This is a genomic window from Actinoplanes sp. NPDC049802 (assembly GCF_040656595.1).
In the GTDB taxonomy this organism is placed as follows: domain Bacteria; phylum Actinomycetota; class Actinomycetes; order Mycobacteriales; family Micromonosporaceae; genus Actinoplanes.
The window spans coordinates 135,369-160,341 of the sequence record NZ_JBFAMR010000003.1 but is presented as its reverse complement, the minus strand read 5'-3'; the positions used below and the strand labels follow the sequence as shown (position 1 = coordinate 160,341).

18 protein-coding genes are annotated in these 24,973 nt (G+C 69.6%); 11 read left to right on the top strand and 7 right to left on the bottom strand.

Features of this window, described 5'->3' with window-relative positions; genetic code table 11:
- Positions 1–148: 148 nt before the first annotated feature.
- A complete protein-coding gene (locus AB0I88_RS03405) occupies positions 149–535 on the top strand; it encodes a hypothetical protein (protein WP_361017780.1) in 387 nt (128 codons plus the stop codon).
- A 222-nt stretch (positions 536–757) separates the two neighbouring features.
- On the top strand, positions 758–1,525 hold the full coding sequence (locus AB0I88_RS03400) for a hypothetical protein (RefSeq protein ID WP_361017778.1): 768 nt from the start codon (positions 758–760) through the stop codon (positions 1,523–1,525).
- 259 nt (positions 1,526–1,784) lie between these two features.
- Here AB0I88_RS03400 and AB0I88_RS03395 read toward each other — a convergent pair whose 3' ends face one another.
- Both AB0I88_RS03395 and AB0I88_RS03390 read right to left on the bottom strand, forming a co-directional pair.
- Positions 1,785–2,000: a DUF397 domain-containing protein gene (locus AB0I88_RS03395; protein WP_361017980.1), complete on the bottom strand. Its 216-nt coding sequence runs from the start codon at positions 1,998–2,000 to the stop codon at positions 1,785–1,787.
- A 40-nt stretch (positions 2,001–2,040) separates the two neighbouring features.
- On the bottom strand, positions 2,041–2,889 hold the full coding sequence (locus tag AB0I88_RS03390; RefSeq protein ID WP_361017776.1) for a helix-turn-helix transcriptional regulator: 849 nt from the start codon (positions 2,887–2,889) through the stop codon (positions 2,041–2,043).
- 249 nt (positions 2,890–3,138) lie between these two features.
- Here AB0I88_RS03390 and AB0I88_RS03385 point away from each other — a divergent pair, with 249 nt between their 5' ends.
- From AB0I88_RS03385 to AB0I88_RS03375, 3 genes are all read left to right on the top strand, one after another.
- Positions 3,139–3,780, top strand: a complete 642-nt coding sequence (locus tag AB0I88_RS03385; RefSeq protein WP_361017774.1) for a GPP34 family phosphoprotein — start codon at positions 3,139–3,141, stop codon at positions 3,778–3,780.
- Positions 3,781–3,908: 128 nt separating this feature from the next.
- Entirely contained in the window at positions 3,909–5,381 is a 1,473-nt protein-coding gene (locus tag AB0I88_RS03380; RefSeq protein WP_361017772.1) for an APC family permease, read from the top strand.
- A 10-nt stretch (positions 5,382–5,391) separates the two neighbouring features.
- A complete protein-coding gene (locus AB0I88_RS03375; protein WP_361017770.1) occupies positions 5,392–6,003 on the top strand; it encodes a GNAT family N-acetyltransferase in 612 nt (203 codons plus the stop codon).
- A 14-nt stretch (positions 6,004–6,017) separates the two neighbouring features.
- Here the strand turns inward: AB0I88_RS03375 and AB0I88_RS03370 are convergent, their stop codons facing one another.
- A complete protein-coding gene (locus AB0I88_RS03370; protein WP_361017768.1) occupies positions 6,018–6,572 on the bottom strand; it encodes a hypothetical protein in 555 nt (184 codons plus the stop codon).
- A 565-nt stretch (positions 6,573–7,137) separates the two neighbouring features.
- Between AB0I88_RS03370 and AB0I88_RS03365 the strand changes: the two genes are divergently transcribed.
- A complete protein-coding gene (locus tag AB0I88_RS03365) occupies positions 7,138–8,814 on the top strand; it encodes a cellulase family glycosylhydrolase (protein WP_361017766.1) in 1,677 nt (558 codons plus the stop codon).
- A 1,421-nt stretch (positions 8,815–10,235) separates the two neighbouring features.
- On the opposite strand, the gene AB0I88_RS03360 is transcribed toward AB0I88_RS03365, so the two are convergent.
- A complete protein-coding gene (locus AB0I88_RS03360) occupies positions 10,236–13,046 on the bottom strand; it encodes a glycoside hydrolase family 3 C-terminal domain-containing protein (protein WP_361017764.1) in 2,811 nt (936 codons plus the stop codon).
- Between the two features lie 203 nt (positions 13,047–13,249).
- Positions 13,250–14,455 (bottom strand): ROK family transcriptional regulator, encoded by a 1,206-nt coding sequence (locus tag AB0I88_RS03355; protein WP_361017762.1) that lies wholly within the window; start codon positions 14,453–14,455, stop codon positions 13,250–13,252.
- A gap of 154 nt (positions 14,456–14,609) precedes the next feature.
- Between AB0I88_RS03355 and AB0I88_RS03350 the strand changes: the two genes are divergently transcribed.
- From AB0I88_RS03350 to AB0I88_RS03335, 4 genes are all read left to right on the top strand, one after another.
- Complete coding sequence (locus tag AB0I88_RS03350; RefSeq protein ID WP_361017760.1) at positions 14,610–15,875, top strand: RNA-guided endonuclease TnpB family protein; 1,266 nt, start codon at positions 14,610–14,612, stop codon at positions 15,873–15,875.
- A gap of 269 nt (positions 15,876–16,144) precedes the next feature.
- Positions 16,145–17,818: an extracellular solute-binding protein gene (locus AB0I88_RS03345; RefSeq protein ID WP_361017758.1), complete on the top strand. Its 1,674-nt coding sequence runs from the start codon at positions 16,145–16,147 to the stop codon at positions 17,816–17,818.
- Entirely contained in the window at positions 17,815–18,855 is a 1,041-nt protein-coding gene (locus tag AB0I88_RS03340; RefSeq protein WP_361017756.1) for an ABC transporter permease subunit, read from the top strand. The genes AB0I88_RS03345 and AB0I88_RS03340 overlap by 4 nt, the downstream gene beginning before the upstream one ends.
- Entirely contained in the window at positions 18,852–19,787 is a 936-nt protein-coding gene (locus tag AB0I88_RS03335; protein ID WP_361017754.1) for a carbohydrate ABC transporter permease, read from the top strand. Before AB0I88_RS03340 ends, AB0I88_RS03335 begins: the two co-directional genes overlap by 4 nt.
- Before the next feature lie 54 nt (positions 19,788–19,841).
- Here the strand turns inward: AB0I88_RS03335 and AB0I88_RS03330 are convergent, their stop codons facing one another.
- Positions 19,842–20,714 carry a calcium-binding protein gene (locus AB0I88_RS03330; protein WP_361017752.1) on the bottom strand — a complete coding sequence of 291 codons (873 nt, stop codon included), beginning with the start codon at positions 20,712–20,714 and terminating at the stop codon, positions 19,842–19,844.
- A 100-nt stretch (positions 20,715–20,814) separates the two neighbouring features.
- Positions 20,815–22,950 carry a glycoside hydrolase N-terminal domain-containing protein gene (locus AB0I88_RS03325; protein WP_361017751.1) on the bottom strand — a complete coding sequence of 712 codons (2,136 nt, stop codon included), beginning with the start codon at positions 22,948–22,950 and terminating at the stop codon, positions 20,815–20,817.
- A 47-nt stretch (positions 22,951–22,997) separates the two neighbouring features.
- On the opposite strand from AB0I88_RS03325, the gene AB0I88_RS03320 reads away from it, so the two are divergent.
- Entirely contained in the window at positions 22,998–24,905 is a 1,908-nt protein-coding gene (locus AB0I88_RS03320) for a beta-galactosidase (protein WP_361017749.1), read from the top strand.
- Positions 24,906–24,973: the final 68 nt, after the last annotated feature.

Genomic DNA, 24,973 nt, shown 5'->3' with positions numbered 1-24,973 from the left:
GGACCGCGTGGAACAGGGCGCTCCCGCGGTGCCGGCTCAGGTCCTGCCGCCCCTTCGCCGCCATCCGCTCACCCTGACGGGGGCCTGGCGGCCGCGGGACTGGCGTGCCGAAACGGACTTAACGGTATATCCAGGTACTTTTCTGGGCATGGAGACGATGGGTCGCGGCGCGCTGCGCCGGCTGTCGTCCTTCCTGCTGCCGCTGTTGCTCACGCTCGTCGCGGCGGTCGGCCTCGGGGCCGGCGGGTTCGCGGGCGCCTCATCCCACCACGCGGTTCACACCGCCCCGCCGGCTCCGGCGACCGGTATCGGTGCGGACCTCGACTCCGCCGCCGGTCAAGCCCCCGACGCGCATCCGAGCGCGGGGACCGGGTTCGCGTCGCCCTCAGACGTAGACGCCTCTTGCGCCGAGGCGGGGCTCGTACGGCGTACCGCTGAAGGATGCCCGGCCCGCCGCCTGCCGGACCGGACCGGCACGCTGGCCACGCAGCACGCCGCCGGGATCTTCGGCCCGCGCGCCCCTCCCGCGATCTGAGACGCGGCGGCCGTCGGCCGGTCCACCTTCCCGGCGATTGATCTCCGCGATCAGTGCCCCGCGTCCTCTCGCGGCCCGCGGTGTACGCCTCGGCGGACGGCTCGCCGTGCGCTCCACCGTCCTTTGATCGTTTCCGGCCAGATCACCGCCGTCACGCCACCTGCCCGGATGCCCCCTGACCCTTCTTGCCCGCCCGCCGTACGCCGAACCGAACGGAACCCTGTGAACCTCCTTGCCGAAATGCTGCTGGCCGAGCCCGCCCCGATCGCCGTCTGGGCCGTCCTGATGCTGCTCGCCCTGCCCGCTCTGATCGTCCTGGCCAGTCCCGACGGGGTGCGCAATCCGGGATTCGTGCTGGTGGAGACGGCCGCGTTCGTGTGCGGGTGGCGGCAGCGCCGGGAAGCGCGGCGGGCACGGCGGGCGGCCGAGGTGGCGCACGCGGTCCGGTTCGCCGGGGAGGTGCGGGTGGCGGCGACACAGGCCGGCGAGGCGGTCGACCGCTGGCAGGGGCACTGGCAGACGGCCGCCGACCGGATGGACGCGGCCTTCGCGGCGTGGCAGGCCGCCGACGCGCGCTGGACCCGCTGCCGGGCGACGGCGGCCTTCGGCGCGCCCTGGACCCCGCAAAGCCCTTCGGAGTACGCGTGCCGCGAGCGATTCCTGCACGACGCCGTCCGCACCGCGGCCGACCGGGGCGAGTTGCCGGCCACCGCCGTGGTGGACGCGCTGACCGGTGGTGGCGGCTGGGACGCCTGGCTGCACCCGGTGGAGCAGGAGGTGGCGGTGTCCCGGGCGTCGGCGGCGCATCTGGCGCGGGTCTACCGGGAGGCGGTGGCGGCCGAGCGGGCGGCCTGGCACGACGTCCAGTTGGCCCGCCGGAGCCGGGACAGCCTGGTGCGGGAGGCCGCGAACGCCACGGCCCGTGCCGCCGTGGCCGCCCCGGAGCGGGCCGGGCAGTGGCGGCGTTCGGCGTTCGCGCAGGCGGCCTGATCCGCCGCTCACGCTCGGTGGTGTGCGATCAACCCGGTGTCAGCGATTCTGGCCGATCTTCATCATCAATCGGAGAATCCTTCGGAATTGCCCGCGGAATGCTCCGAGAATAGTGATGGCCCTGCCACGGAAAGTGGCAGGGCTGCGCCGATGCCGCGGCGCCCGCGAGGGCGGGTCGCCGCGGCATCCCTCAAGGTGCAGATCGCGAAAGTCGACCTTGGCGCAGGTCTTCCATCGCCACGCACCTATCGGTAGGCTCTCACGAAACGATGTCGAATTCGCCGTCCTTGGCAGAGTCCACGAAGGCGGTCCACTCCGCTGGTGTGAACATGAGGGCCGGTCCCATCCGGTCCTTGCTGTCACGGACGGCAATTCCCCCGTCGAGGAATGCGACCTCGACGCAGTTGCTGCCGCCGGTACCGTTACTACGGCTGCCCTTCTTCCAGACGGCCCCGTCGATTTGGTGCGCAAGCAACTCAAGCACCTCCCTTCGATGTGATCGTTCGTCGGGAGTGCTAAGCGACGAGCAGACTCTCGATCATCTTGATGGTCGTGCGATGGTCGAGCGCCATGACGCTCAATCGCTCGAACTCCTGCCGATACCAGTCAACCATGTCTGGTTGTTCCTCGTACAAGTCTCCCGCAAGACCTTCCATATAAACAACATCCAAATGGGTGGTCTCCCGGAACTCCAATAACGCCGCCGGCCCGCTCAGGAACGGGTGCCCACCAGCGCTGAAGGGCAGTATCTGCAGGAAAACATTCGGCAATTTAGCTATCTCGATTAAATGGCGGAGCTGCTCCTCCATGACCTCGGCGCCGCCGATCATCCGGTGCAGGACGCCCTCATCCATGAACGCCGACAACTCCAGCGGACGCTCGCTGGTCAACCGCCCCTGACGGGTGAGCCGCAGCGTGATCCGCCGGTCGATGTGCTCCTCGGGATCGGTCGGGCGTCCGCTTCTCATCAGTGACCGCATGTACGCGGGAGTCTGCAGCAGACCGGGCACGAGCACCGGCTCCCAGGCCCGCATCGCCGAGGCCGCGGCCTCCAGGCCCACGAAGTTCCCCGGCCGCATGATGTCCCGGTAGTCGGTCCACCAGGTCCGCTCCCGCGACTGCCGGGCCAGCTCCACCAGCGCCTCGCGATAGTCCTGATCGCGCACGTTGTAGAGAGTGAGCAGGTCACGCACGTCCCGCGGAGTGACCGCCACCCGGGCGGTCTCGATGCGGGTCACCTTGGCCGAATGCCACTCGAAGTGGCGCGACACATCCTGCTGAGTGAGGCCCGCGGCCTCCCGGCATCGTTTCAGCTCCGCCCCCAGCCGGCGGCGACGCAGCGTCGGACCCTCGATATCGGACACCTGGGACTCCCTACGGTCCTGATGGAGTCGATATTACGACCGCTTCCTCACGATCCAGTAACCCATTCATGATCGCTTTAATCGAAAGATCAATAAAGAGGGCCTCGGCAGCGGGGCCTGAATAAGAAGTCTAGTACTTCTTGTATTGACCTTGGTGTTGGGTACATGATGCTCCGGACATCGAGTTCTGTCTTGTTTCCTACATAGGTAAAAGATCATTGGAACTTGCGTCTAAGGGGCGTGGGCGGAGTGTTGGCTGACCAGTATTACCTGATCGCACACGAGGATCGAACGGGGCGATCGCGCCTGCATCCTCGCGCGACCGGCCTGGGGCTGGCTGCCGCTTTACTGGCGGAGCTGGTGCTCGAAGGCCGCATCGGCGTCAATGACGGGGATCTGCTCGTGCTGGACCGGCGACCGCCTCGAGACGCGCTGAATCACGACATTCTGGACCTGCTCAATGCTCAGCCACAATACCGTGACATGCGCACCTGGCTCGCTTTCCTCTCACAAGACGCCGGGCTGCGCGTGGCGGAGCGGCTCATGCGGGTCGGTGCGGTCGAGCTCGTGACTCGGCGCCGGATGCTCGGCAGTACGCAAACCCTCTACATGCCCAACACCGCCCGCCAGCGCAACGCCGCGGCCTGGGCCTCGACGCGGGTCGCCAACATGCTGGTCCGCGGGCTGGATCTCAACCTCCCCGACCGCATGCTGGTCGGCCTCGTGGTGGCGACCGGACTCACCCGCCATGTCATGTACGGCTTCGAGAACTACCCGCACATCTATCACGCCTTGCCGAGCATGATCGCTTCTCTCCCCAGCGATCTCCGCGAGATCGTGGAGTGCACCGAGTCCTCGGTGGGCTCCGCCCTCACGGTCGGCCGGCGGTGAGTCCGGCCGGCCGCCATCAACGCCGGCGTGACAACGCCGACATGTGGGCCGAACGGGTGTTGATGGAACGCAGACGGGCATCCGAACCGGACCTGATCTCGCGTGCGCTCGCCAGTAACCGGCTTGGTGTGCCTTCGGTCGTCTTCTTCGGTGTGGCGGGCGCGGCTCCGCTGACCGTGGTCATCGGTGGTATCTCGACGGTCTACGCGGTGATCGGGCAGACGGCGGCTCCGGTGGTCTACCTGGTGGTGGCGGCGATCCTGTCGATCTTCACGGTCGGTTTCGTGGCGATGAGCCGGCACATCGTGAACTCCGGGGCCTTCTACTCCTACATCAGCCACGGTTTCGGGCGTGAGCTGGGAGTGTCCGCGGCATTCGTGGCTCTACCCGCCTACGCCATGATGCAGATCGGTCTATTCGGGCTCTTCGGCGTGGTTGCCTCAGGGGTGCTGGAGGCGTTCGGCCTGCAAGCGTCCTGGGTGGTCTGCGCCCTGGTCGCATGGGCGCTCGTCGCGGTGCTCGGCATCCTCTGGGTCGATCTCAGCGGCAAGGTCCTCGGCGTGCTGCTCGCCGCAGAGATCGCCGTGGTTCTGGTCTACGACCTGATCATGGTGGCCAACCCGGCCGGCGGTGAGGTCAGCTTCGCCACCCTCGATCCGGTCCAGCTGCTCACCCCCGAGGTGGCGGCCATGATGGTGCTGGCCATCGCTGGATTCGTCGGCTTCGAAGCAACCGTGGTTCTCTCCGAGGAGGCGAAGGACCCGAAACGGACGGTGGCCCGGGCCACCCACTTCTCAGTGATCGTGGCCGGCCTGCTCCTCGGCGCCTCTGCCTGGGCCATGTCGGTCAGCACCGGACCGGGGCGCATCGTGGCGGTCGCCCAGGAGGAGAAGACCGACCTGGTCTTCACACTGGTGGCGCCACACGTGCCGGAGATTCTGGTCAGCATCGGCTATCTGCTCTTCATGACCAGCATCTTCGCGGCGCTGCTCGCCTTCCATGCCGCGGTAGCGCGCTACCAGTTCGCTCTCGGCCGGGAAGGAGTGCTACCGAGCATGTGGGGATACACGCATCCGCGGACCGGTGCGCCGGTGGTCGGCTCGGTCGCGCAGAGCATCCTCGCGCTCGGCGTGATCATCCTCTACTCGTTCCTCGGGGCGGATCCGCTGGTGTACCTGTTCGCCTGGCTGACCACGGTCGGCGGGCTCGGTGTGCTGATCCTGATGTGGAGCGCATCGGCGGCGGTGGTCGCGTTCTTCCTGCGAAATCCGGGCCGGGAGAACGTCTGGCGCTCGATGGTCGCGCCGATCCTCGCGTTCTTCCTCCTCAGCGTCGTCCTCGATGCCACCGTCATCGGACTGGGGGACATCCTGCAGGTGCCCGAGGGGTCGCCGTTCCGGTGGATCTTCCCGGTCGCCTATCTCATCTGCGCGGTGCTCGGAATCTTCTGGGCACTGATGATGCGCCGGTGGCGCCCGCACTCCTACGCCATGATCGGGCGCGGTGGCGCTGGACGGTCCGTTCTCGATCTACCGGACCTCAACCGGCCGCACTCCCACGCGCTCGCCGGCGGCAACAGTCACATGCAGTCGATCAGGTAGGGAAACGGTCATGACCTATGCCATTCAGGAACTCGTGGTCCGGCACGTTTCACCGCTGGACACCGCAGAGATCACCGAGCTCGTGGCGGACGCCATGTGGGACGGTCCAGTCGCGCGTTGGCTCCACCCGGATCCGATGGCACGCCGCAGAAACGCCCCCCGCTACTTCGAGATCTTCGTCGAACACGCGGTGCAGTACGGCGAGGTGTACGGCACCGCCGACGAGACCGGGCGGATGGACGGCGTCGCTCTCTGGTTCCCGCTGACCTCGATGATCCCTCCGCCGGCCGACTATGACCGGCGGGTGAAGGAGGCCGCGGAGGAGGCGACCGACCGGGTTCACCAACTGGACGCCGCGCTCGACGCCGACCATCCGCTGGAGCCGCACCACTATCTTGCCTTCCTGGCCGTGCGGCCGAGTCGGCAGAACCGGGGCGTCGGTAGCGCCCTGCTCGACCGGCACCACGCCAGGTTGGATCGAGCCGGGATACCCGCCTACCTGGAGGCGAATGACTCCCGGAACCGTGACCTCTACCTCCGGCACGGATACCAGGTCCGGTCCGTGATCGAGCTACCCGACGGACCGCCGCTCTGGGCGATGTGGAGGGAGCCTATGGCTTGACCGAGGTGACCGGATCATGCGGCCGCTGGGAACTCATAAGCCCAGAACTGCTCCTCGTCCATGCGTTTGGCACGCATCGTGCCGCCCGCGAACCGGTTCAGAATCCGCTCGGTGGCGCGGCCCATGTTGCGCTTGACGTCGTTGTACCGGCAGAAGTCGAGGGCGATGATGCCGTTCTGAGCGGCGGCGGTGTTGAACATCGCCTCCATGAGCTCCAGCAGTGTCCGGGATGAGCGGGAAGCGCGATCAACCGCGACGAACCCGGCGTACCAGATTCGGCGTTGCCGGTACAGCTCCGGCCACTGCCGTTCGAAGTACTCCGGGGAGATCAGCGGCATCGCGTAGAGATCGTTGCTGAACGTTGCGAGGCCGCAGAGGTTGCCCTCTTCGTCGAAGCAGACGTATTTCTCCACTCTTGGGTCCGACATGACGTCGTCGAACTCCGACTGGTACATGAGGTGACGCTGCACTGCCAACGACCGCATCTCACCGAGAGCGCGCTCGTAGAGCTCCCAGGCGGCTTTGTGCATGTCGTCGTCGGTGATCTGGTCGAGCACTTTGACAAGCATGGCTGCTCCCTCCGGGCCCCGTGACAGCCGGCCCGCTGCATCGTACTTACGAAGGTCGATTGCAGTTGACCGTCAGAGTACGAAGAGCAATAGGGTCACGACAATGCGTTGCCGAAGATTCAACGTGCCAATTCCAGATTGGAGGGATGTTATTGAATGATCATGTGCAACTTGCAAAAGTTGCAGGTAGCAGCGCTGGGCAGCCCCGCTGGAGTTCTGGTTGGCATTTCTTGCGGAAGCCGCGGTAATCGGTAGATGAAAGTGCATGATTCCGTGAGTCGTCCTTTCTGTGGAATACACCGAGTACTAGCCTCCGTGCGATTGGCGTCTTGTTGACGCCTTGCCACCGGGACCCCCTTCGACGACGCGGCGGGGCGTCTCCGGCGAGTCTGCGGGCCACCGCTGGGCGAGGAGCGCATCCCCCGCTCGCCCCGGGTGGTCCGCAGTCATGTGCGCGCATCGATTGACATAGTTTGGAGTCCATACATAGTCTGCCGAGATCAGAGCGGGAGCGCTCCCAACCCTCCCGCCGTCCTCGCTACGAAGCCAAGAAGCTAGGAGCGTCATGACGCGACTACTCGGCAGGCTGCTCGCGCTCGTCCTGATCCTCGGCGGGATGACGTGGGCGAGCCCTGCTCAGGCGGCGCCCACCGCGGCCACGATCACGAAAGCCATGCAGCCCGGCTGGAACCTCGGCAACACCCTCGACGCCACCGGAGCCGACGAAACCTCGTGGGGCAACCCGCGCGTCACCCGTGAGCTGCTGAAGAACATCCGCGCTCAGGGCTTCAAGAGCATCCGCGTCCCGGTCACCTGGGGCCGGCACCAGGGCCCGGCGCCGGACTACACCATCGATCCCGCCTACCTGGACCGCGTACGGGAGGTGGTGGGCTGGGCGCTCGACGAGGGCTTCTACGTGATGATCAATATTCATCACGACTCGTGGCAGTGGATCGCCACCATGCCCACCGACCACGACAACGTGCTGGCCCGCTACAACGCGATCTGGACGCAGGTGGCCGGCGCCTTCCGGGACGCCTCGCCGAAGCTGGTCCTGGAGAGCGTCAACGAGCCGCAGTTCTGGGGCAGCTCCGGCGACGCCGAGAACTACGCGCTGCTCGCCGAGCTGAACACGTCCTTCCACCGGATCGTGCGCGGCACCGGCGGCGGCAACGCCGAGCGTTTCCTGGTCCTGCCGACCCTGCACACCAACGCCGATCAGGGCCGCCTCGACGCGCTGGCCGCCGAGTTCACCGCGCTGAACGACCCGAACCTGATCGCCACCGTGCACTACTACGGATACTGGCCGTTCAGCGTCAACGTGGCCGGCGGCTACCGCTTCGACGCGACCGCGCAGCAGGATCTGCTCGGCACCTTCCAACGGCTCCGCGACAGCCTGATCAGCAAGGGCATCCCGGTCATCCTCGGCGAATACGGCCTGCTCGGCTTCGACCGCCACACCGGCACCATCGAACAGGGCGAGAAACTCAAGTTCTTCGAGCTCTTCGGACAGCAGGCCCGCGTCTCCGGGGTCACCACGATGCTCTGGGACAACGGCCAGCACTTCGACCGTACGGCCGGGGTGTGGCGCGACGCCGAGTTGTTCGGCCAGATCTCGTCGAGCTGGCGCACCCGATCCGGCACCGCGGCGAGCGACCTGGTGTTCGTGCGGCGCTCCGCGCCGGTCACGGCGCAGACCGTCACCCTCAACCTCAACGGCCTCGGCTTCACCCACGTCCGGCTCGGCGAGACCACACTGCGCCGCGGCCCCGACTACCAGGTCTCCGGCGACCAGCTCACCCTCACCGCCGGGTTGCTCCAGCGACTGACCAGGACCGAGGGGTACGGGGTGAAGGCGTCGCTGTCCCTGCGGTTCTCCCGCGGTGTCCCGTGGCGACTCGACGTGGTCAGCTTCGACACCCCGCGACTGGCCGCGGCGACGGGGGAGACGACGGCGTTCGCGATCCCCACCACGTTCCACGGTGACCGGCTCGCCACCATGACGGCCACCTACGCGGACGGCAGCAACGCCGGCCCGCACGGCTGGACGCCGTACAAGGAGTTCGACCGGGCCTTCTCGCCCGACCACACGGCCGGCGTGATCAAGCTGACCCCGGACTTCTTCGCCGAGGTCACCGACGGCGCCACCGTGGACCTGAGGTTCTACTTCTGGAGCGGGGAGACCGTCACGTACCAGGTCACCCGTACCGGAACCGCGGTGAACGGAACGCTCGCCGGGTGAGAGACCGCCGGGCGGCGCGATGGTCGGGCCACCGTCGTGCCGCCCGGCGCCGAAAACGCCGGCCGCCGGCCGGCGTTAGAGAAGAATGTGAATGTGGGAGTCGACGAGAACCGGTATTCGGAGCACTCCGAGGCAGCGCTGATGCTGATGGCCAATTGTTCTCCGTGCCCTTCCCGCTCCGTCCGTGCCGGCCGGCGTGCACATAGGGCTCTGCGTGGTCGTTCACGGGTGTCGTAGCGGTGGTCCGGGCACACGATCGGTGCGCTGGGCGCGCCCACCTGGCCGGCGCGGGCGGGGCGAGGGCGAGCGATTCTGCCGGCAGGGTCAGGGCTGTCTCACGCGCGTTGAGGCAGCCCTGACCCTGCCGGCTTATCAATAGAGGCTCGCTACCAGCGCATGTCCGGTCCGGCCCCGCTTTGCCAGGCCGCACGACGCGGGTGCCGGGTAGCGGAAACCGGACCTGGATCAGGGATTCGATGACCGGCGACGGCGACGGCGACGGCGACGGCGACCGGTGATCGGCGACCGGTGATCGGCGACCGGCGACCGGTGAAGATCCGTCCGTTGCGGTGGTTGCGCATGTGGACGGCGTTGCGTGGACGGTGTGCTCGTCGCTGGGCAAGGCCGGCGAAGCGACCCGGCCGGCTGGTGATGGCTCCTCGGCGATCGCTGCTGACGGTGTCCCCTGGACTCCAGCGCGTGGCATCGGCCAGCCGCCACTCGGAACCACCGCCACGTTCACCGGCTGGCAGCGGACGCGGGGACGAGTCCCCGTCCGGGGAGGCGGGACACGGATTTCGGCTGTCTGTGTTCGGCAGACGTGACACCCGCAACGGGTGTTCTCACACCCGCTACGGGTGTCGTGTTCTCCGAGCACACATCGCCCTGCACGCCGGTCCTCCGACCGCCGGACGACAGGGTGCCGGGGTGCCGGGGTCCGGGGCGGCGGGGCGTACCGTCGGTGCGCTGTGTGTGCCCGCCCGGCGGGCAGACGGGGCCGAGCGATTCGGCGACCACGCAGGGCCCTGCGCAGTCGCTCACGAGTGTCACAACGGTGCTCGGGGCGCACCGTCGGTGCGCTGTGCGCCCTCGCCCGCCCGCCCGCCCGGCGGGCGTGCAGGCGGGTGGGCGGGGCGGGCGAATTGGCCAGCAGGGTCAGCGCTCAGCGCCAGCCGAGTGGTCCTGGCTGGTTGTGGGCGCTGTCTGGGGTGCTCCGGGGCAGCGCTCAGCGCCAGTTGTGTGGTCCTGGCTGGTTGTGGGCGCTGTCTGGGGTGCTCCGGGGCAGCGCTCAGCGCCAGTTGTGTGGTCCTGGCTGGTCGTGGTGTTGTCCCGGGTGCTCGGAGACAGCGCCCACGACCGGCCGGGCGAGATCGACCAAAGCGTGTTGCCGTCTGTGGAACCGACACACCCGCGTCGACGGGTCAGCGGTCGAAGGTGATGGTGGTGACCGTGGTGTCCGGGGTCGAGTAGAGGACGAACAGGTCGTGGACGCCGGTGGCCGGGGGGACCGGGGTCGCGGCAGGCGTGCCGAGGGTGGCCAGGATCGGGCCGGAGAGCGGATCGTCGAGGCGGAGGACGATCTCGCCGGGAGTGGAGAGGACGGCGCGGACCCGGGAGGCGCCGGCTCCGAAGTCGACCTGGTCGAAGACCGCCCACGCGCCGGAGCGGTCGCCACGCAGGGCCTCGCCGGGGTGGTCCGGCACCGCGACGGGAGTCGTTTCCGCGTACCCATCGTTGTCGATCAGATGGAGTGGCGAGAAGGGTGAGCGGGCCGGGATGCGTTCGCCGTCGACGCGCAGGGTCGTGGTCAGGCGCCAGTCGGTGCTGGACCGGCCCACCGCGATGGTGTGGGTGGCTTCCTCGATCACCCAGCGGGAGCGGGTCACGTCCCAGAACGCCAGCTCGGCGGCGGGCAGTGTGAACTCCACCGTGGACCGTTCGCCGGGTTTCAGGCTCACCTGCCGGTGGCCGCGCAGGCGGCGCAGGGGCTGCTTGACCCGGGAACGCTGCTGCCGGGTGTAGAGCTGGACCGTCTCGACACCGGGGCGGTGACCGATGTTGACCACGTCGACGGTGACCGTCACCTCGCCCTCCAGGCCGATCGCCGCAGCGCTGACGCGCAGGTTCTCGTAGCGGAACGACGTGTACGACAGCCCGTGCCCGAACGGGAACAGCGGCGTGCCCCGGTAGTAGAGGTAGGTGGCGTCGGTGGCGATGATGTCGTAGTCGAGCAGGTCCGGCAGGTCACCGGCGTCGGTGTACCAGGTCTGGGTGAGCCGGCCGGCGGGGTCGACGACGGTGCCCGACGGGTCGCTGCCGAAGAGCACGTCGGCGAGGGCGGCCCCGTGTTCCTGGCCGCCGTGCGCCGACCACACGATCGCCGGCAACAGATCAAGAGCATGACCGATCGCGTACGGGTAACTGCTGCTCAAAGCCAGCACCGTCCGCGGGTTGGCGGCCTGGACGGCGCGCAGGAGATCGTCCTGGGTGCCGGGCAGGGCCAGGTCCCGGCGGTCGGCGGTCTCCCGGCCGGCGACCAGCGGATGGTTGCCGAGCCCCAGCACCACCACGTCGGCCCCCGCGGCCACCGTGGCGGCCGCCGCGACCCCGTCGACGAGCAGGTCGACGGTGAAGACGGTGGCGTCCTGAGCCCGGGCGGCGGCGGTCCGGACCAGACCGTCCTCGCCGGCCAGCAGGTACCGTCCGCTCTGCACGTGGAACAGCGCCACACCGTCGCCGGCCGGCTCGAGGCGGAACGTCTCCCGGACCTCCCACCCGTTCGGGCCGGGCCGGTCGTTGATCAGCAGGTGCGGTTCGGGGCCGAGCCCGTCGGCGCCGACGCTGCGGCCGTTGACGACGGCGCGCAGCGAGAACGTCTCCTCGCCCCAGTCGAGCACGTCGAACAGGCCGGTGTCCTCGTCGCCGCCGATCCGGAGCGGGCCGCCCTCCGGGTCCGCCGACAGCAGGCCGGCCGCGCAGCGCAGCGCCACCCGGTCGGCGCCCTCGTGGAAGACCACGGCGTCCGCGCCGGCCCGCTCGGCCAGGGCGTCGCGCAGGGTCCGGCGGTACGGCGGGGTGCCGCTGTACCAGTCGTCGAGGGTGGTGTCGCCGAGTGGGCCGATCACCGCGATCCGTCCGGTGGCCGCCGGGTCGAGGGGGAGCAGCCCGTCGTTGGCGAGCAGCACCACCGAGGCGCGGGCCGCCTCCCGGGCCAGGGCGCGGTGCTCCGGGCAGTCGATCACCTCGGGGCCGGTCTCCCGGTACGGGTCCTCCTCCGGGTTGAACTCGCCGAGCCGTACGCGTACCGAAAGGATGTGCCGGACCGCGTCGTCGACATCGGACTCGGTGATCAGGCCCCGCCGCAGGGCCGTGGTGAACGACTCCTCGGACAGCGGCCCGGGTTCGGTCACGCAGTCGATGCCGGAGCGCAGCGCGGCCGCGAACCCGGCCGGATGGTCCTCGAACAGGTTCTGGTCGCCGGCGAGGTTCTGTACCGCGTACGCGTCGCCGACGACCATCACGTCGTCCTCGGCCCAGCCGCGCAGCACGTCGTTGATGAGCGGGCTGAGGTGGGTGGGCCGCCCGTTGATGAGGTTGTAGGAGGCCATCACGGCGACCGCGGCGCCCGCGGCGAGGGCCGGGCGGAAGGCGGGCAGTTCATACTCGTGCAGCACCCGTGGCGGCAGGTTGCTGGAGGTCAGGCAGCGGTCGGTCTCGTTGTTGTAGGCCAGGAAATGCTTGAGTGTGGGGGCGGTGCGCAGCCAGCGGGGGTCGTCGCCGCGCAGCCCGTTCGAGTACGCGGTGCTCAGCACCCCGGTGAGCCAGGGGTCCTCGGCGTACCCCTCCTCGTTGCGTCCCCAGCGGGGGTCGCGCAGCAGGTTGACCACCGGCGCCCAGACGTTGAGTCCGACGTTCTCCGGATCGCGGTGGTGCATGGCGCGGACCTCGGTGCCGACGGCGGCGCCGACGCGGCGCAGCAGGTCCGGGTTCCAGCTGCTGGCGAGACCGACCGCCTGGGGGAAGGCGGTGGCCACGCCGAGCCAGGCGACGCCGTGCAGCGCCTCGGTCCCGGTACGGAAGGAGGCGACGCCGAGCCGGGGCACGGCGGCCTGGTGCTGGTGCAGTAGGGCGATCTTCTCCGCCAGGTCGAGCCGCCCCAGAAGGTCGGACACCCGCGCGGCGAGCTTCTGCTGCGGGTCGCGAAAGACGATGCGAGAGGGGGATTCGGTCACAACGTGTTCCTTCGGGCCAAGCCGGTCGTCGAAGCGCTTCGACTGCGCGGCGAAAGAAGCCTCCGCGAGTGGTTTCGCGAATGTTTCGGACGGAGTTCCCTGAGGCTCGCACCACAGTTACGCCTCGGTCAAGGCGCGCGGGGCATGTTTGGTCATCGATTGTTACGTCCGATCCGCCCGGGGCCGCTTCCGGGCGGATCGGATCAGGGCTTCGGTGGCAGGCTGCCGGTGTCCACCCGGTCCAGATGGGACACCGCGCCACCCAGGGCGGCGGCGTGCAGGCCCAGAGTGGAGGCGGTCAGCCGGACCCCGCCCGCGCCCGGCGCCAGAGTGTTGCGGGCCAGTTCGGCCTCGGCCGCCGGGATCAGCCACTCGGCCAGCGCCGCGTAGTGGTCACCGAGCACGATGACCTCGGGATTCACCAGGTTCGCCACGAGCGCCAGACCCTGCCCGAGATGGCGGCCGGTGTCGGCCAGGGCGGCCAGCGTGGCCGGGTCGCCGGAGCGGGCCAGCGTGGCCACCTGTTCCACGGCGGGGGCCAGGTCGGTCAGCGACTCCGGGTCGAAGCCGGGCAGCGCACGCCGGACCAGCGGCTCGACGCCGGCCAGGTCCTGGAGGGTGGGCGAGCCGGCCGCGCCGAGCGCGAAACGGCCGATCTGGCCGGTGAAGCCGCGGGAGCCGTGCAGCAGGCGGCCGTCGACCACGATGCCGGCCTCGACCCCGGCCGCTCCGGTGACATAGGTGAGGTCGAGCTCGACCTGGTGCCCGCCGTAGCGCAACTCGGCGACCGCGGCCAGGCCGGCGTGGTTGGCCACCGCGACGTCCAGCCCCGGCTGGCGCAGCGAGCCGGAGAGCAGACCGCGCAGATCCACGTCGGACCAGCCGAGTGACGGCGACAGCCGGACCGTGCCGCCCGCCTCGACCAGGCCGGGCACCGCCACGGTCAGGCCGAGCACCTGACGGCCCTGCTGGCGCACCCGGGTCGCGGCGCGCTGGGCCAGCGCGGCGATCGCGCTGACCGCGCGGCCCGCCCCGGTGGTGGCCGGCTCGCCGTCGAACGCCCGGTGCCAGAGCAGCAGCTGGTCGCCGGCGAAGTCGACGGCCAGCGCGGTGAGCCGGTCGGCGGCGACCTGGAGGCCGATCGCCGCGTACGCCGAGCCGTCGAGCGCCAGCGCCGTCCCCGGACGGCCGATGCGGTTGCCGCTCAGGCCCGTCTCGCGCAGCAGCCGCTGCTGGATCAGGTCACCGGTCAGGCTGGACACGGTGGCCTTGTTGAGCCCGGTCGACGCGGCGATCGCAGCGCGCGAACTCGGCCCGTGGGCGCGCAGGTGCCGCAACACCACGGCCAGGTTGGTGGCGCGTACGTCGGTGAAGTCGGCCGGTTGTGGGTCGGCCCGGGTGGTCTTCACCGGAAGTCCGCCAGGATGCCCCGTCCTTCAGGGCGGGGAGGAATGGCGGCTCCGTCAGGAGCGGCCCGGCGCAGCCGGGACGGTCTGCGGACGCAGTCTGGAAGCAAACCCGCGTACACTTGACTCATGACATCCTCTCGGTAAGCTGTCGAACATGCGTACGGCGTACAAGTGTCGGGCCTACCCGACCCCGGAACAGGCTGCGGTGTTGAACCGCACCTTCGGGTGTGTGCGCCTGGTCTGGAACAAGACCCTCGCCGACCGGCGGGCGGCGTTCTCCCAGCGCGGCGAGCGCACCACCTACCAGCAGACCGACGCGGCGCTGACCGGCTGGAAGAAGACCGAAGAGCTGGCGTTCCTGTCCGAGGTGTCCTCGGTGCCGTTGCAGCAGACGCTGCGCCACCAGCACACCGCGTTCGCCGGCTTCTTCGCCAAACGCGCCCGCTATCCGCGGTTCAAGTCCCGCACCGGCCGCCAGACGGCGCACTACACCCGGTCGGCGTTCCGGATCAAGGACGGCGAGCTGCGGGTCGCGAAAACCGGCGGCGGTCTGCGGGTCGCGTGGTCGTTCCCCGAGGTGGACTTCGCCACGCTGGACCCGACCATGGTGATCGTCTCCCGGGAATCCGACGGCCGCTGGTTCGTCAGCTTCGCCATGGACGTCGACCAGCCCGCCCCGCTGCCGCAGATCGGCCGCGAGATCGGTATCGACCTCGGCCTCACCGACTTCGCCGTGACCAGCGACGGTGACCGGATCGCCAACCCCCGCCACCTGCAACGCAAAGCCCGTAACCTGGCCCGCTACCAGCGCAGGCTGGCCCGCTGCGAGAAAGGCTCGGCGAACCGGCGCAAGGCGAGAATCCGGGTGGCGGTCGCGCACCGCAAAGTGCGTAACGCCCGCCGCGACTTTCTGCACAAGACCAGCACCATGCTGATCCATGCTGCCGACACCATCGTGGTCGAAGACCTCGCCGTCGCGAACATGACCCGCCGGCCGAAACCCGTCCCGCGCCGTGACGGCACGTACGCCCCCAACGGGGCCGCCGCGAAAGCCGGGCTGAACAAGTCGATCTCCGACGCGGGCTGGGCCGAGTTCCGCGCGATGCTGCAATACAAGGCCGCCCGCGCCGGACGGACCCTGGTCGTCATCGATCGCTGGTATCCCAGCTCGAAGATCTGCTCGAACTGTGGGCACCTGCTGCCCAAGCTGGACCTGGCCACCCGGCACTGGACGTGCCCCGCCTGCCGCACCCGGCACGACCGGGACGTCAACGCGGCCAAGAACATCCTTGCGGCTGGACAAGCCGTAGCCGGGCACAACCCCGGCGAAGCCTGTGGAGCTGATGTCAGACAGCAAGGGTCCTCCCTTCTGCGGTCGGCTGTGAAGCAGGAACCCCACACCGCGAGGCGTCCGGCGTAAGCCGGTTCGGCCGCAAGGCCGAAGGGAATCCCCGTCCATCAGGGCGGGGAGGAAGTCAAATCAAGCTCCGCTCTCAGCCGGGCGCGTGCTGTCCGCCTGGTCATCTTGCCGCATCACCGCGGTTCGTCGTCTCCCCTGATCGGTGCCCGCCGCGTGGGCGCGCTCCCATTTGGTTCTTGTCGTGCGGACACCGCGTCGGTTAGCTTGTCTTCGGTGTACTTAGTTTAGACGCTAACCAAACTAAACCCATAACGGAAGGGTGGTGCGCCGTGCGGAGATCACTTGAGGGCGCCTCGACGAACAGGCGGAACTTCCTGGGGCTGGTCGGCCTCGGCGCGGCGTCGCTGGCCGGCGGCGGGACGCTCGCGGGCTGCAGCAAGGATCCGAGCGCGAAGGGTTCGGCGACCACCGCCGAGCAGGCTGCCGGCGTGGTCCCCACCTTCAAGGAGTCCACCCTGGTCCCGCCGGACGTCAAGGGCATCCGGCCGATGGCCGACGGTTACATGAAGTACCCGACCTCGCTGGCCGACGCGGTCGCCGACAAGGCGATCACCAGCGGCAAGCCGGTCACCGCCACCACCCCCTGGTGGGGCCCCGCGCCGCCGACCGCCAACAAGCTGGTCGAGGCGGTCGGCGCCGACATGGGCGGCACCATCAACTTCAGCATCCAGGACGGCAACACGTACGGCGACAAGCTCAACACCATGCTGGGCGCCCGCGACGTGCCGGACCTGACCTGCATCCCGGGCTGGGAGATCAACAAGCTGGCCCGGTTCAGCGACGGTGTGCACGCCCTGTTCGAGGACCTCACGCCGTACCTGGCGGGCGACAAGGTCAACGCCTACCCGCTGCTCGCCGGCCTGGACACCCGCGCCTGGCAGGACTCGGTGTGGGGCGGCAAGCTGATGGGTGTGCCGTTCCCGACCGACGCGCCGTTCCCGTCGGTGCTGTTCTACCGCAAGGACGTCGCCGACGAGCGCGGCATCGCGGCGCCCACCACGCTGGACGAGCTCTACGAGTTCGGCAAGAAGTTCACCAACGCCGACAAGGGCGAATGGGCGTTCGGCGACATCTGGCTCGAGGTGCAGCAGATCTGCGGCGCCGGCGGCTCGGAGAACGGCTGGCTGAAGGCCGCCGACGGCAAGGTCGTGCACCGGATGGAGCTGCCGGAGTACAAGCGGGCCGTCGAGTTCATGGCCAAGATCTACGCCGAGAAGCTGGTCCACCCGGACGTGGCCTCCAGCAAGGGCGGCGACACCCAGGCCCTCTTCAAGGGCGGCAAGATGTTCATGTACGGCACCGGCGGCGGCTCCTGGAAGGAGACGTGGCGCCCGGCCGTCCAGGTCAACCCGAAGTTCAACATGCAGGCCGTGAAGGTGTTCGGCGCGGACAAGGGCACTCCGCCGGTCCGCTGGCAGACCCGCTCGGGGATCATCTGGACCTTCATCAAGAAGGGCCTGGGCCAGGAGCGCACCCAGGAGCTGCTGCGCGTGCTCAACTACACCGCGGCGCCGTTCGGCACCAAGGAGTGGGAGCTGCAGAACTTCGGGGTCGAGGGCACCCACTTCAAGCGGGACGCCAGTGGCACCCCGGTCACCAACGACCTGTGGGTCAAGGAGTTCGCGAACCAGTTCATCTTCCTCGGCGGGCGTCCCCCGGTCGTGGTCGGCGGCCCGGACATCCCGACCTACGCTGCCGACTTCGTGAACTGGGGCAACGACGCCACGAAGTACCTGGAGAAGAACCCCTGGGACGGCATCAAGGTGGAGACGCCGACCCAGCTGGCGGCCCTCGCGCAGCCGACCGAGGACAAGATCACCGACATCATGCGTGGCCGTACCCCGGTGAGCGAGCTCGACAAGATCGTCTCCGAGTGGCGGGCCGCCGGTGGGGACGCCGGACGCGACTTCTACGCCAAGGTCCTGGCTGACAACGGGCGATGAGCGAGCTTGTGAGCGAATCGGCCGGCATGAGCGCGCCACCGGTCGCCTCCGAGTCGCAGGTCGCGGCGAAGCGGGCGAAGAAGAGGGCCAAGTCGGTCTCGCAGCAGCGGCTGTCCTTCGGGCAGCGGCTGCGGCGGGACTGGCCGCTGCTGCTCATGTGCCTCCCGGCGATGCTGTTGCTGCTGGTCTTCCACTACATTCCGGCGCTCGGCAACGTCATCGCCTTCCAGGACTACAACCCGTTCGTCGGGGACGACCCGTTCGAGGCCTTCCTCTACAGCGAGTGGATCGGGTTCGGGAACTTCGAGTACCTGTTCAAGAACCCGGCGTTCTGGGACTCGGTGGTCAACACCCTGTCGATCACCGCGTTCCAGCTGGTGTTCTACTTCCCGATCCCGATCTTCCTGGCGATCCTGCTGAACAGCATCATGTCGCCGCGTGTCCGGTCGCTGGTGCAGAGCGTCGTCTACCTGCCGCACTTCTTCAGCTGGGTGCTGGTGGTCTCGCTGTTCCAGATGATGATCGGTGGCGCCGGCCTGCTCGCGCAGACGCTGCGCCAGGCCGGTTACACGCCGCCGGACATGATGACCAACCCGGACACGTTCATGTTCCTGATCACCTCGCAGGCGGTCTGGAAGGACGCCGGCTGGGGCATGATCGTCTTCCTGGCGGCGCTCGCGGCCATCGACACCTCGCTGTACGAGGCGGCCGCGGCCGACGGCGCCAACCGGTGGCGGCGGATGTGGCACATCACCCTGCCCGGTCTGCGGTCGGTCATCATCCTGCTGCTGATCCTGCGCCTGGGTGACGCGCTCAACGTGGGATTCGAGCAGTTCGTGCTGCAACGGGAGATGGTCGGGCGGGAAGCCGCCGAGGTGGTCGACACCTACGTCTACTACCAGGGCATCGCGGTCCAGCAGTGGGGCGTCGGCGCGGCAGCCGGGCTGTTCAAGGCGCTGATCGGGATCCTCCTGATCGTGGGCGCCAACAAGCTGGCACACAGGTTCGGCGAGCAAGGGATCTACTCGAAATCATGAGCGCAGAAACCGCGATCCGGCCCCGTCGCAAGTCGCTCCGCCCGGCGTGGGAGGAGAAGCCCACGCTGGTCGGCCAGTTCGGCAAGGGCACCGTCATCGCCGTGGTGCTGGCGATCGTGCTGGTGCCGCTCTGGACGGTCGTCATCACCAGCCTCTCGTCCGAGAAGACGATCAACGAGGCCGGCGGCTACGTCTTCATCCCGCGTGAGTTCAACCCGTCGGCGTACGTGGTGATCTTCTCCGGCGGGCAGGTGACCGACGCGATCCTGGTCAGCACGTTCGTCACGATCGTCGGCACGGCGCTCAGCCTGATCGTCACGATCTTCGCCGCCTACGGTCTGTCCCGGCCCGGCACCCTCGGGCACCGGTCGATCCTGTTCTACTTCCTGCTGACGTTCCTGATCTACCCGGGCATGATCCCGAGCTACCTGGTCGTCACCGGCCTCGGCCTGAAGGACAACCTGCTCGCCCTGATCCTGCCCACCGCGATCAGCGCCTTCAACCTGGTGGTGCTGCGGGCCTTCTTCATGAGCATCCCCGGCGAGCTGTACGACAGCGCCCGCATCGACGGCGCCGGGGAACTGCGCATCCTGTGGCGGATCGTGCTCCCGCTCTCCAAGGCGGTCACCGCCGTGGTCGGCCTGTTCTACGCCGTCGGCTACTGGAACGCGTTCTTCAACGCGATCCTCTACATCGACCGCAACGATCTCCAGCCGGTCCAGCGGGTGCTCCAGCAGTTCATCCTGGCCGGGCACTCGCCGTCCACCTCGGGAGCGGCGATCGCCATCCCGGGGCTCGGCTCGTCGGTGCCGCCCAGCCTGGCGATCAAGATGGCCGTCGTGGTCGTGACGATCCTGCCGGCCCTGGTCGTCTACCCGTTCGTCCAGCGCCACTTCACCAAGGGCGTGATCATCGGCGCCGTCAAGGGCTGAGACGGCACGTGCCGCTGTCCCGGCCGAACCGGGACAGCGGCACCTGCCGCCGGGTCAGACGAGCGTCTCGCAGCCGATCACCGTCTCCGCCGCCGTGCAGATGTCGCCCGGCGACGCGGTGACGTTGCCGCCGCCGTACACGCGCTCGCGGAACGAGTCGGCGCTCGACGGCGTCGAGTAGAGCCGGTCGTCACCCTCGTCGCCGAACAGGTGGTCGACACCGGCCCCGCCGTGGGCGGTGTCGTTTCCGGCGCGGCCACGCATGGTGTCGGGGCCGGAGCCGCCGAAGAGGATGTCGTTACCGGGGCCGCCGTCGAAGTAGTTCGAGCCGGACTCGTCGGACAGGACGTCGTTGCCGCCGAGGCCCTGCAGCCCGTCGTTGCCGGGTCCGCCCCACAACCGGTCGGCGCCGGAGCCGCCGGACAGGTGGTCGGCGCCGGGCCCGCCGTACAGCCGGTTCGCGCCGTTGCCGCCCATCAGGAAGTCGTCGCCGTCGCCGCCGGACAACAGGTCGGCGGCGCCCTTGCTCTGCAGGTGGTCGCTGCCCGCGCCGCCGGAGGCGGTCAGCGGCAGCGAGGTCTGGTTGTAGACGTAGTCGTCCTTGGCGCTGAAGGTGACCTTGAGTGACTTCGTGGTCTTCTTGGTGGTGCACCTGACCTTGGTCTTGTCGCCACTGACGGCCTTGCAGCCGGCGCCCGCCCGGATCGCCCAGCCGTCCCGGCTGTCGATGGTGACGGTCCGCCCGGAACGGGTGAAGAAGATCATGTTGGCCTTGCCGGTCGCGGAGACGAAGACCACGGAGGCGCCGGATACCTTCGCCGTGCCGTGGACTCCGGCGGCGTACGCGGGGGTCGCCATCGCCGTTCCGGCCGCGACGGCGGCGGCGGTGATGGCGAGCGCGGTGAGGCCGCGCCGGGAAACGCTCACGTTGATTCCCTATCGATCGACAGTCCGATCCCGATGATCGGCATCCGACGATGATACGGAGCCGTTCTCACGTTGCAAACGCCCGAACGGCCGAACCTGATCAAGGAAGGTGCACTGTGGCCGGTGCCCCGGCGGACAACCGCACGACGAGCGAGCCGCTCGGGTGGGTGAGCTCGACGGTGCGGTCGGCCGGCGAGGTCAGGACGGCTTCCAGGCCGGCGGGCGACCAGGTCAGGTCGACCGTGACCGGGCCGCGGGCGACCAGGCCGCGAACGCTGCCGGACGGCCAGGCGGACGGCAGCGCGGGGAGCAGGCCGATGTGGGCCACACCGTCCGGGCCGGCGTCGCGGCTGCGCAGGAGCATCGCCACCACCAGCGCCGGGAGACCGCCAGCCAGGTCGACGTTGAACATGTGGTCCCGGTTGTGGGTGGGCACCAGGTTGGGCCGCCAGTACGCCTCCGAGATCCGTTCCAGGGCCGCGTACGCCTCCTCGCCCAGCCCCAGGTGTGCCGCCGCGACACCGAGCAGCGCGAGCCCGTACCCCATCTCGTCGGAGGCCTCGCTCAGCCACCACCGCAACCGGGACCGCACGGCCCGCACCGCGGCGGCGCGCAGCGCCGGATCCTCCTCGAACGCAGGGTCGCCGCCGTAGAAGAACGGGAACAGGTGGCTGCAGTGCCGGTGCTCGTGGTTGTCCGGAAAACGGGGATCGATCCATTCGGCCAGCTCCCCGGCGTCGTTGACCCGGTACGGCGGCAGCGCGGCGAGCAGACCGCGCCACCGGCCCTCGTCCGGATCCCGCACGCCCAGCGTCTCGGTGATCGCCAGCAGGCCGCGGAGCAGGCCGGACACCGCCTGCACGTCCAGGGTGGCGTCCACCGACGCCTGATGACGACCGTGTCCGGGATCGTTCTCCGGCGAGTAGGACGGGCTGAACCGGGCCCGCCCGTCGACGATCTCGGCGAACCCCAGATGGAACTCGGCGACCTCGCGCAGGAACGGCAGCGCCCGGGTGGCCAGGAACTCGCGGTCGCCGGTGTGCTGCCAGTGCTCCAGGTAGAGGCGGGCCAGCCAGGCGGCGCCGGCGGTCCAGAACGTGAGGCACCAGACCGGCCCGAAATGGTTCTGCCGGCCGTGCGTGCCGAGGTGGGCGGGGGCGTACAGGCCGGGCAGGCCGTAGAGACGGCGCGCGTTCTCCCGGAAGTCGTCGCGCAGCGTGTCGAGCAGGTCGAACAGCGGCGGCATCAACTCGGGCACGCCGGTGGAGTGGACCGCCAGCAGGGCGGCCTGGAGATTGCCGTCGATGGTCCAGCCGCTGCGCCACGGCGGCGACCAGGTACCGCTCCAGACGCCCTGGAGCGTGGGCGGGCGGGCGCCGGTGCTGCTGATGATCGCGTACCGGCCGGCGTCGAAGAGCCGCTGCGCCGGATGCCCGCCCAGATCCAGACGGACCCGGCCGAACAGGTCACGGTGGATCTCGGCGTGCTCCTCGAGCAGTTCGCCGAAGCCGCCCTCGGGCAGCGCGGCGAGGGCCTCGGCGGGCGGGCGCAGGCCGGGCGTCACCCGGGCCACGATCAAGACCGATCCGGGGGTACGCCGTACGCGCACCGCCACGGTCCAGCCGTCCGGCGCCCCGTCCCACAGGTCGCCGGTGAACCGTCCGGTGAGCACCAGATCGTCGTCGCGGTGGTCGACGGTGAACGCGACGGGGCTCTCCGGCGTCCCGTCGACCGGGGCGATCCGGACCGTCCCGCCGGCGCCGGTGACCCGCACCGCCAGCACGTCCGCCGCCCGGGAGACGAACGCGTCGGCCACCACCCCGGACCACTCCTGCCGGACCACGCCGGTGGTGAAGTCGGTGCCCCGGCTCCAGCCGTCGCCGGGGCGGTCGGGGGTGAACGTGATCGTGGCGGCGCCGATCAGTGGGTCGATCCAGCGCGTCCCGGCGTACCCCGGATGATCTTGAACGGCGAGGTCGCAGACGGCTCGCGCCGCGTCCCCGAAGCGGCCGGTGTCGAGAAGCTCGCGCAGCCGTGGCAGGGCGGCGGCGGTGGGAGGCGCCGGAAGCGGCTCGGTGACCGGCTGGAAGAGGTCCTCGTGGGCGAGGGTGAATCGCAACGCGGCCGGGGAGCCGTAGCAGAGCGCGCCCTGCCTGCCGTTGCCGCTGATCAGCGCGCGTTCCCAGTCCTCGGTGCACGTGTCGTCGCGGAAGGACGGATTGACTTGGCTCTTCACGAGTGAATACTTTGTTTAGAGGACAAACTAATGTCAAGGGTGGTGCGATGCTCTTCTTCGGCGGCGACTACAACCCGGAGCAGTGGCCGGAGCAGGTCCAGGCGGAGGACGTCACGCTGATGCGGCAGGCCGGGGTCAACATCGCCACGGTCGGCGTCTTCGCCTGGTCGAACCTGGAGCCCGAGCCGGGCCGCTACGAATTCGGCTGGCTCGACCGGGTGCTCGACCGGCTGCACGACGGCGGCATCCGGGTCGCGCTCGCCACCCCGACCGCGTCGCCGCCGCCCTGGTTCACGCTGGCCCACCCGGAGGCCATGCCGGTGACCGCAGACGGGGTCCGGCTCACCCACGGCAGCCGCGACACCTACTGCGTGTCGGCGCCCCCCTACCGCGCCGCGGCCCGCGACATCGCGCGGCGGATGGCCGAGCGGTACGCCCACCACCCGGCGCTGGCCATGTGGCACGTGCACAACGAGTACGGCACCGACTGCCGCTGCGACACCACGGCCGCCGCCTTCCGGACCTGGCTGGAGAAGAAGCACGGCGACCTCGACACCCTCAACGAGGCCTGGACCACGGCGTTCTGGAGCCAGCGCTACTCCGACTGGGCACAGATCATGCCGCCGCGCGCCACCCAGTACCTGCCGAACCCGGCCCAGGTGCTCGACTACCGCCGGTTCCTCTCCGACGAACTGCTCGGGGCGTACGTGGAACAGCGCGACCTGCTGCGCGCCGCCAACCCGGACGTGCCCGTCACCACCAACTTCGTGCAGGGCGGCTGGGTGAGCGTCGACCACGCCCGCTGGGCCGCCGAGGTGGACGTGGTGGCGGTCGACCACTACCCGGACGACGCCGGACCGGGCGCCGAGGAGGAGACAGCCTTCGCCGGGGACCTGGCCCGCGGCTGGGGCGGCGGATCCTGGCTGCTCATGGAGACCGCGCCCAACCTCATCTACACACGCGGCCGGATGCACGCCAAGGAACCCGGCCGGCTCACCCGGCACAGTCTCGGCTACGTGGCCCGGGGCTCCCGCGGGGCCATGTACTTCCAATGGCGGCAGCCGCGCGGCGGAGCGGAACTGTTCCACTCGGCCCTGGTCCCGCACGCCGGCCCGGACAGCCCGGTCTTCCGCGAGGCGGTCCGGCTCGGGCGGACCCTCGAAAACCTGGCGCCGGTCGCCTCGGCCGCCCCGCCCGCCGCCCAGGTGGCCCTCACCTGGGACGCGCCGTCCTGGTGGGCACTGCAGGCGCCGGCCCTGCCGTCCGCGGACATCGACTACCCCGGGGCGGTCCGGCAGGCACACCGGGCGCTGTTCCACGCGAAGATCCAGACCGACTTCGTGTTCCCGGGAGTCTCCACCGACCTCGGCGGCTACCGGGTCGTCGTGGCGCCGCACCTCTACCTCGTCTCGGACGAGGCGGCGGCCGCCTTCCGCGACTTCGTCGCGTCCGGCGGGCACCTGGTGGTGACCTACCTCAGCGGGATCGCCGAACCCGACACCCGGATCCGGCTCGGCGGTTATCCGGGTGCGTTCCGCGACATTCTCGGCGTACGGGTCGTCGAATGGCATCCGCAACCCGCCGGCACGACCTTCGCCCTGGACGACGGCACGCCGGTGAGCCGCTGGATCGAGCGGGTCGAGACGGCCGGCGCCGAGACGATCAGCCGCTACGCGGACGGCCCCCTGGCCGGTGCGCCCGCCGTCACCCGCCACCGGTACGGGCGGGGCAGCGCCTGGTACCTGTCCACCGCCCTCGGCGACGACGCCCTGACCGGGCTGTTGCGGCGGGTGACCGCCGACGCCGGTGTCGAGCCGGTGCTGCCCGATCTGCCCGCCCAGGTGGAGGCGGTTCGCCGGGGCGAACGGGTCTTCCTGTTCAACCACGGGACCACCCCGGCCCGGGTCGGCCCGACCGTCCTCCCCGCCGGCGGCGTGGCGGTAACCGCGTGTTGATTTCGGGTGCGGTGCGGGGCTGAATTCAACACGCTGGGTGTGTGGGTTTCGGGTGCGGTGCGGGGCCG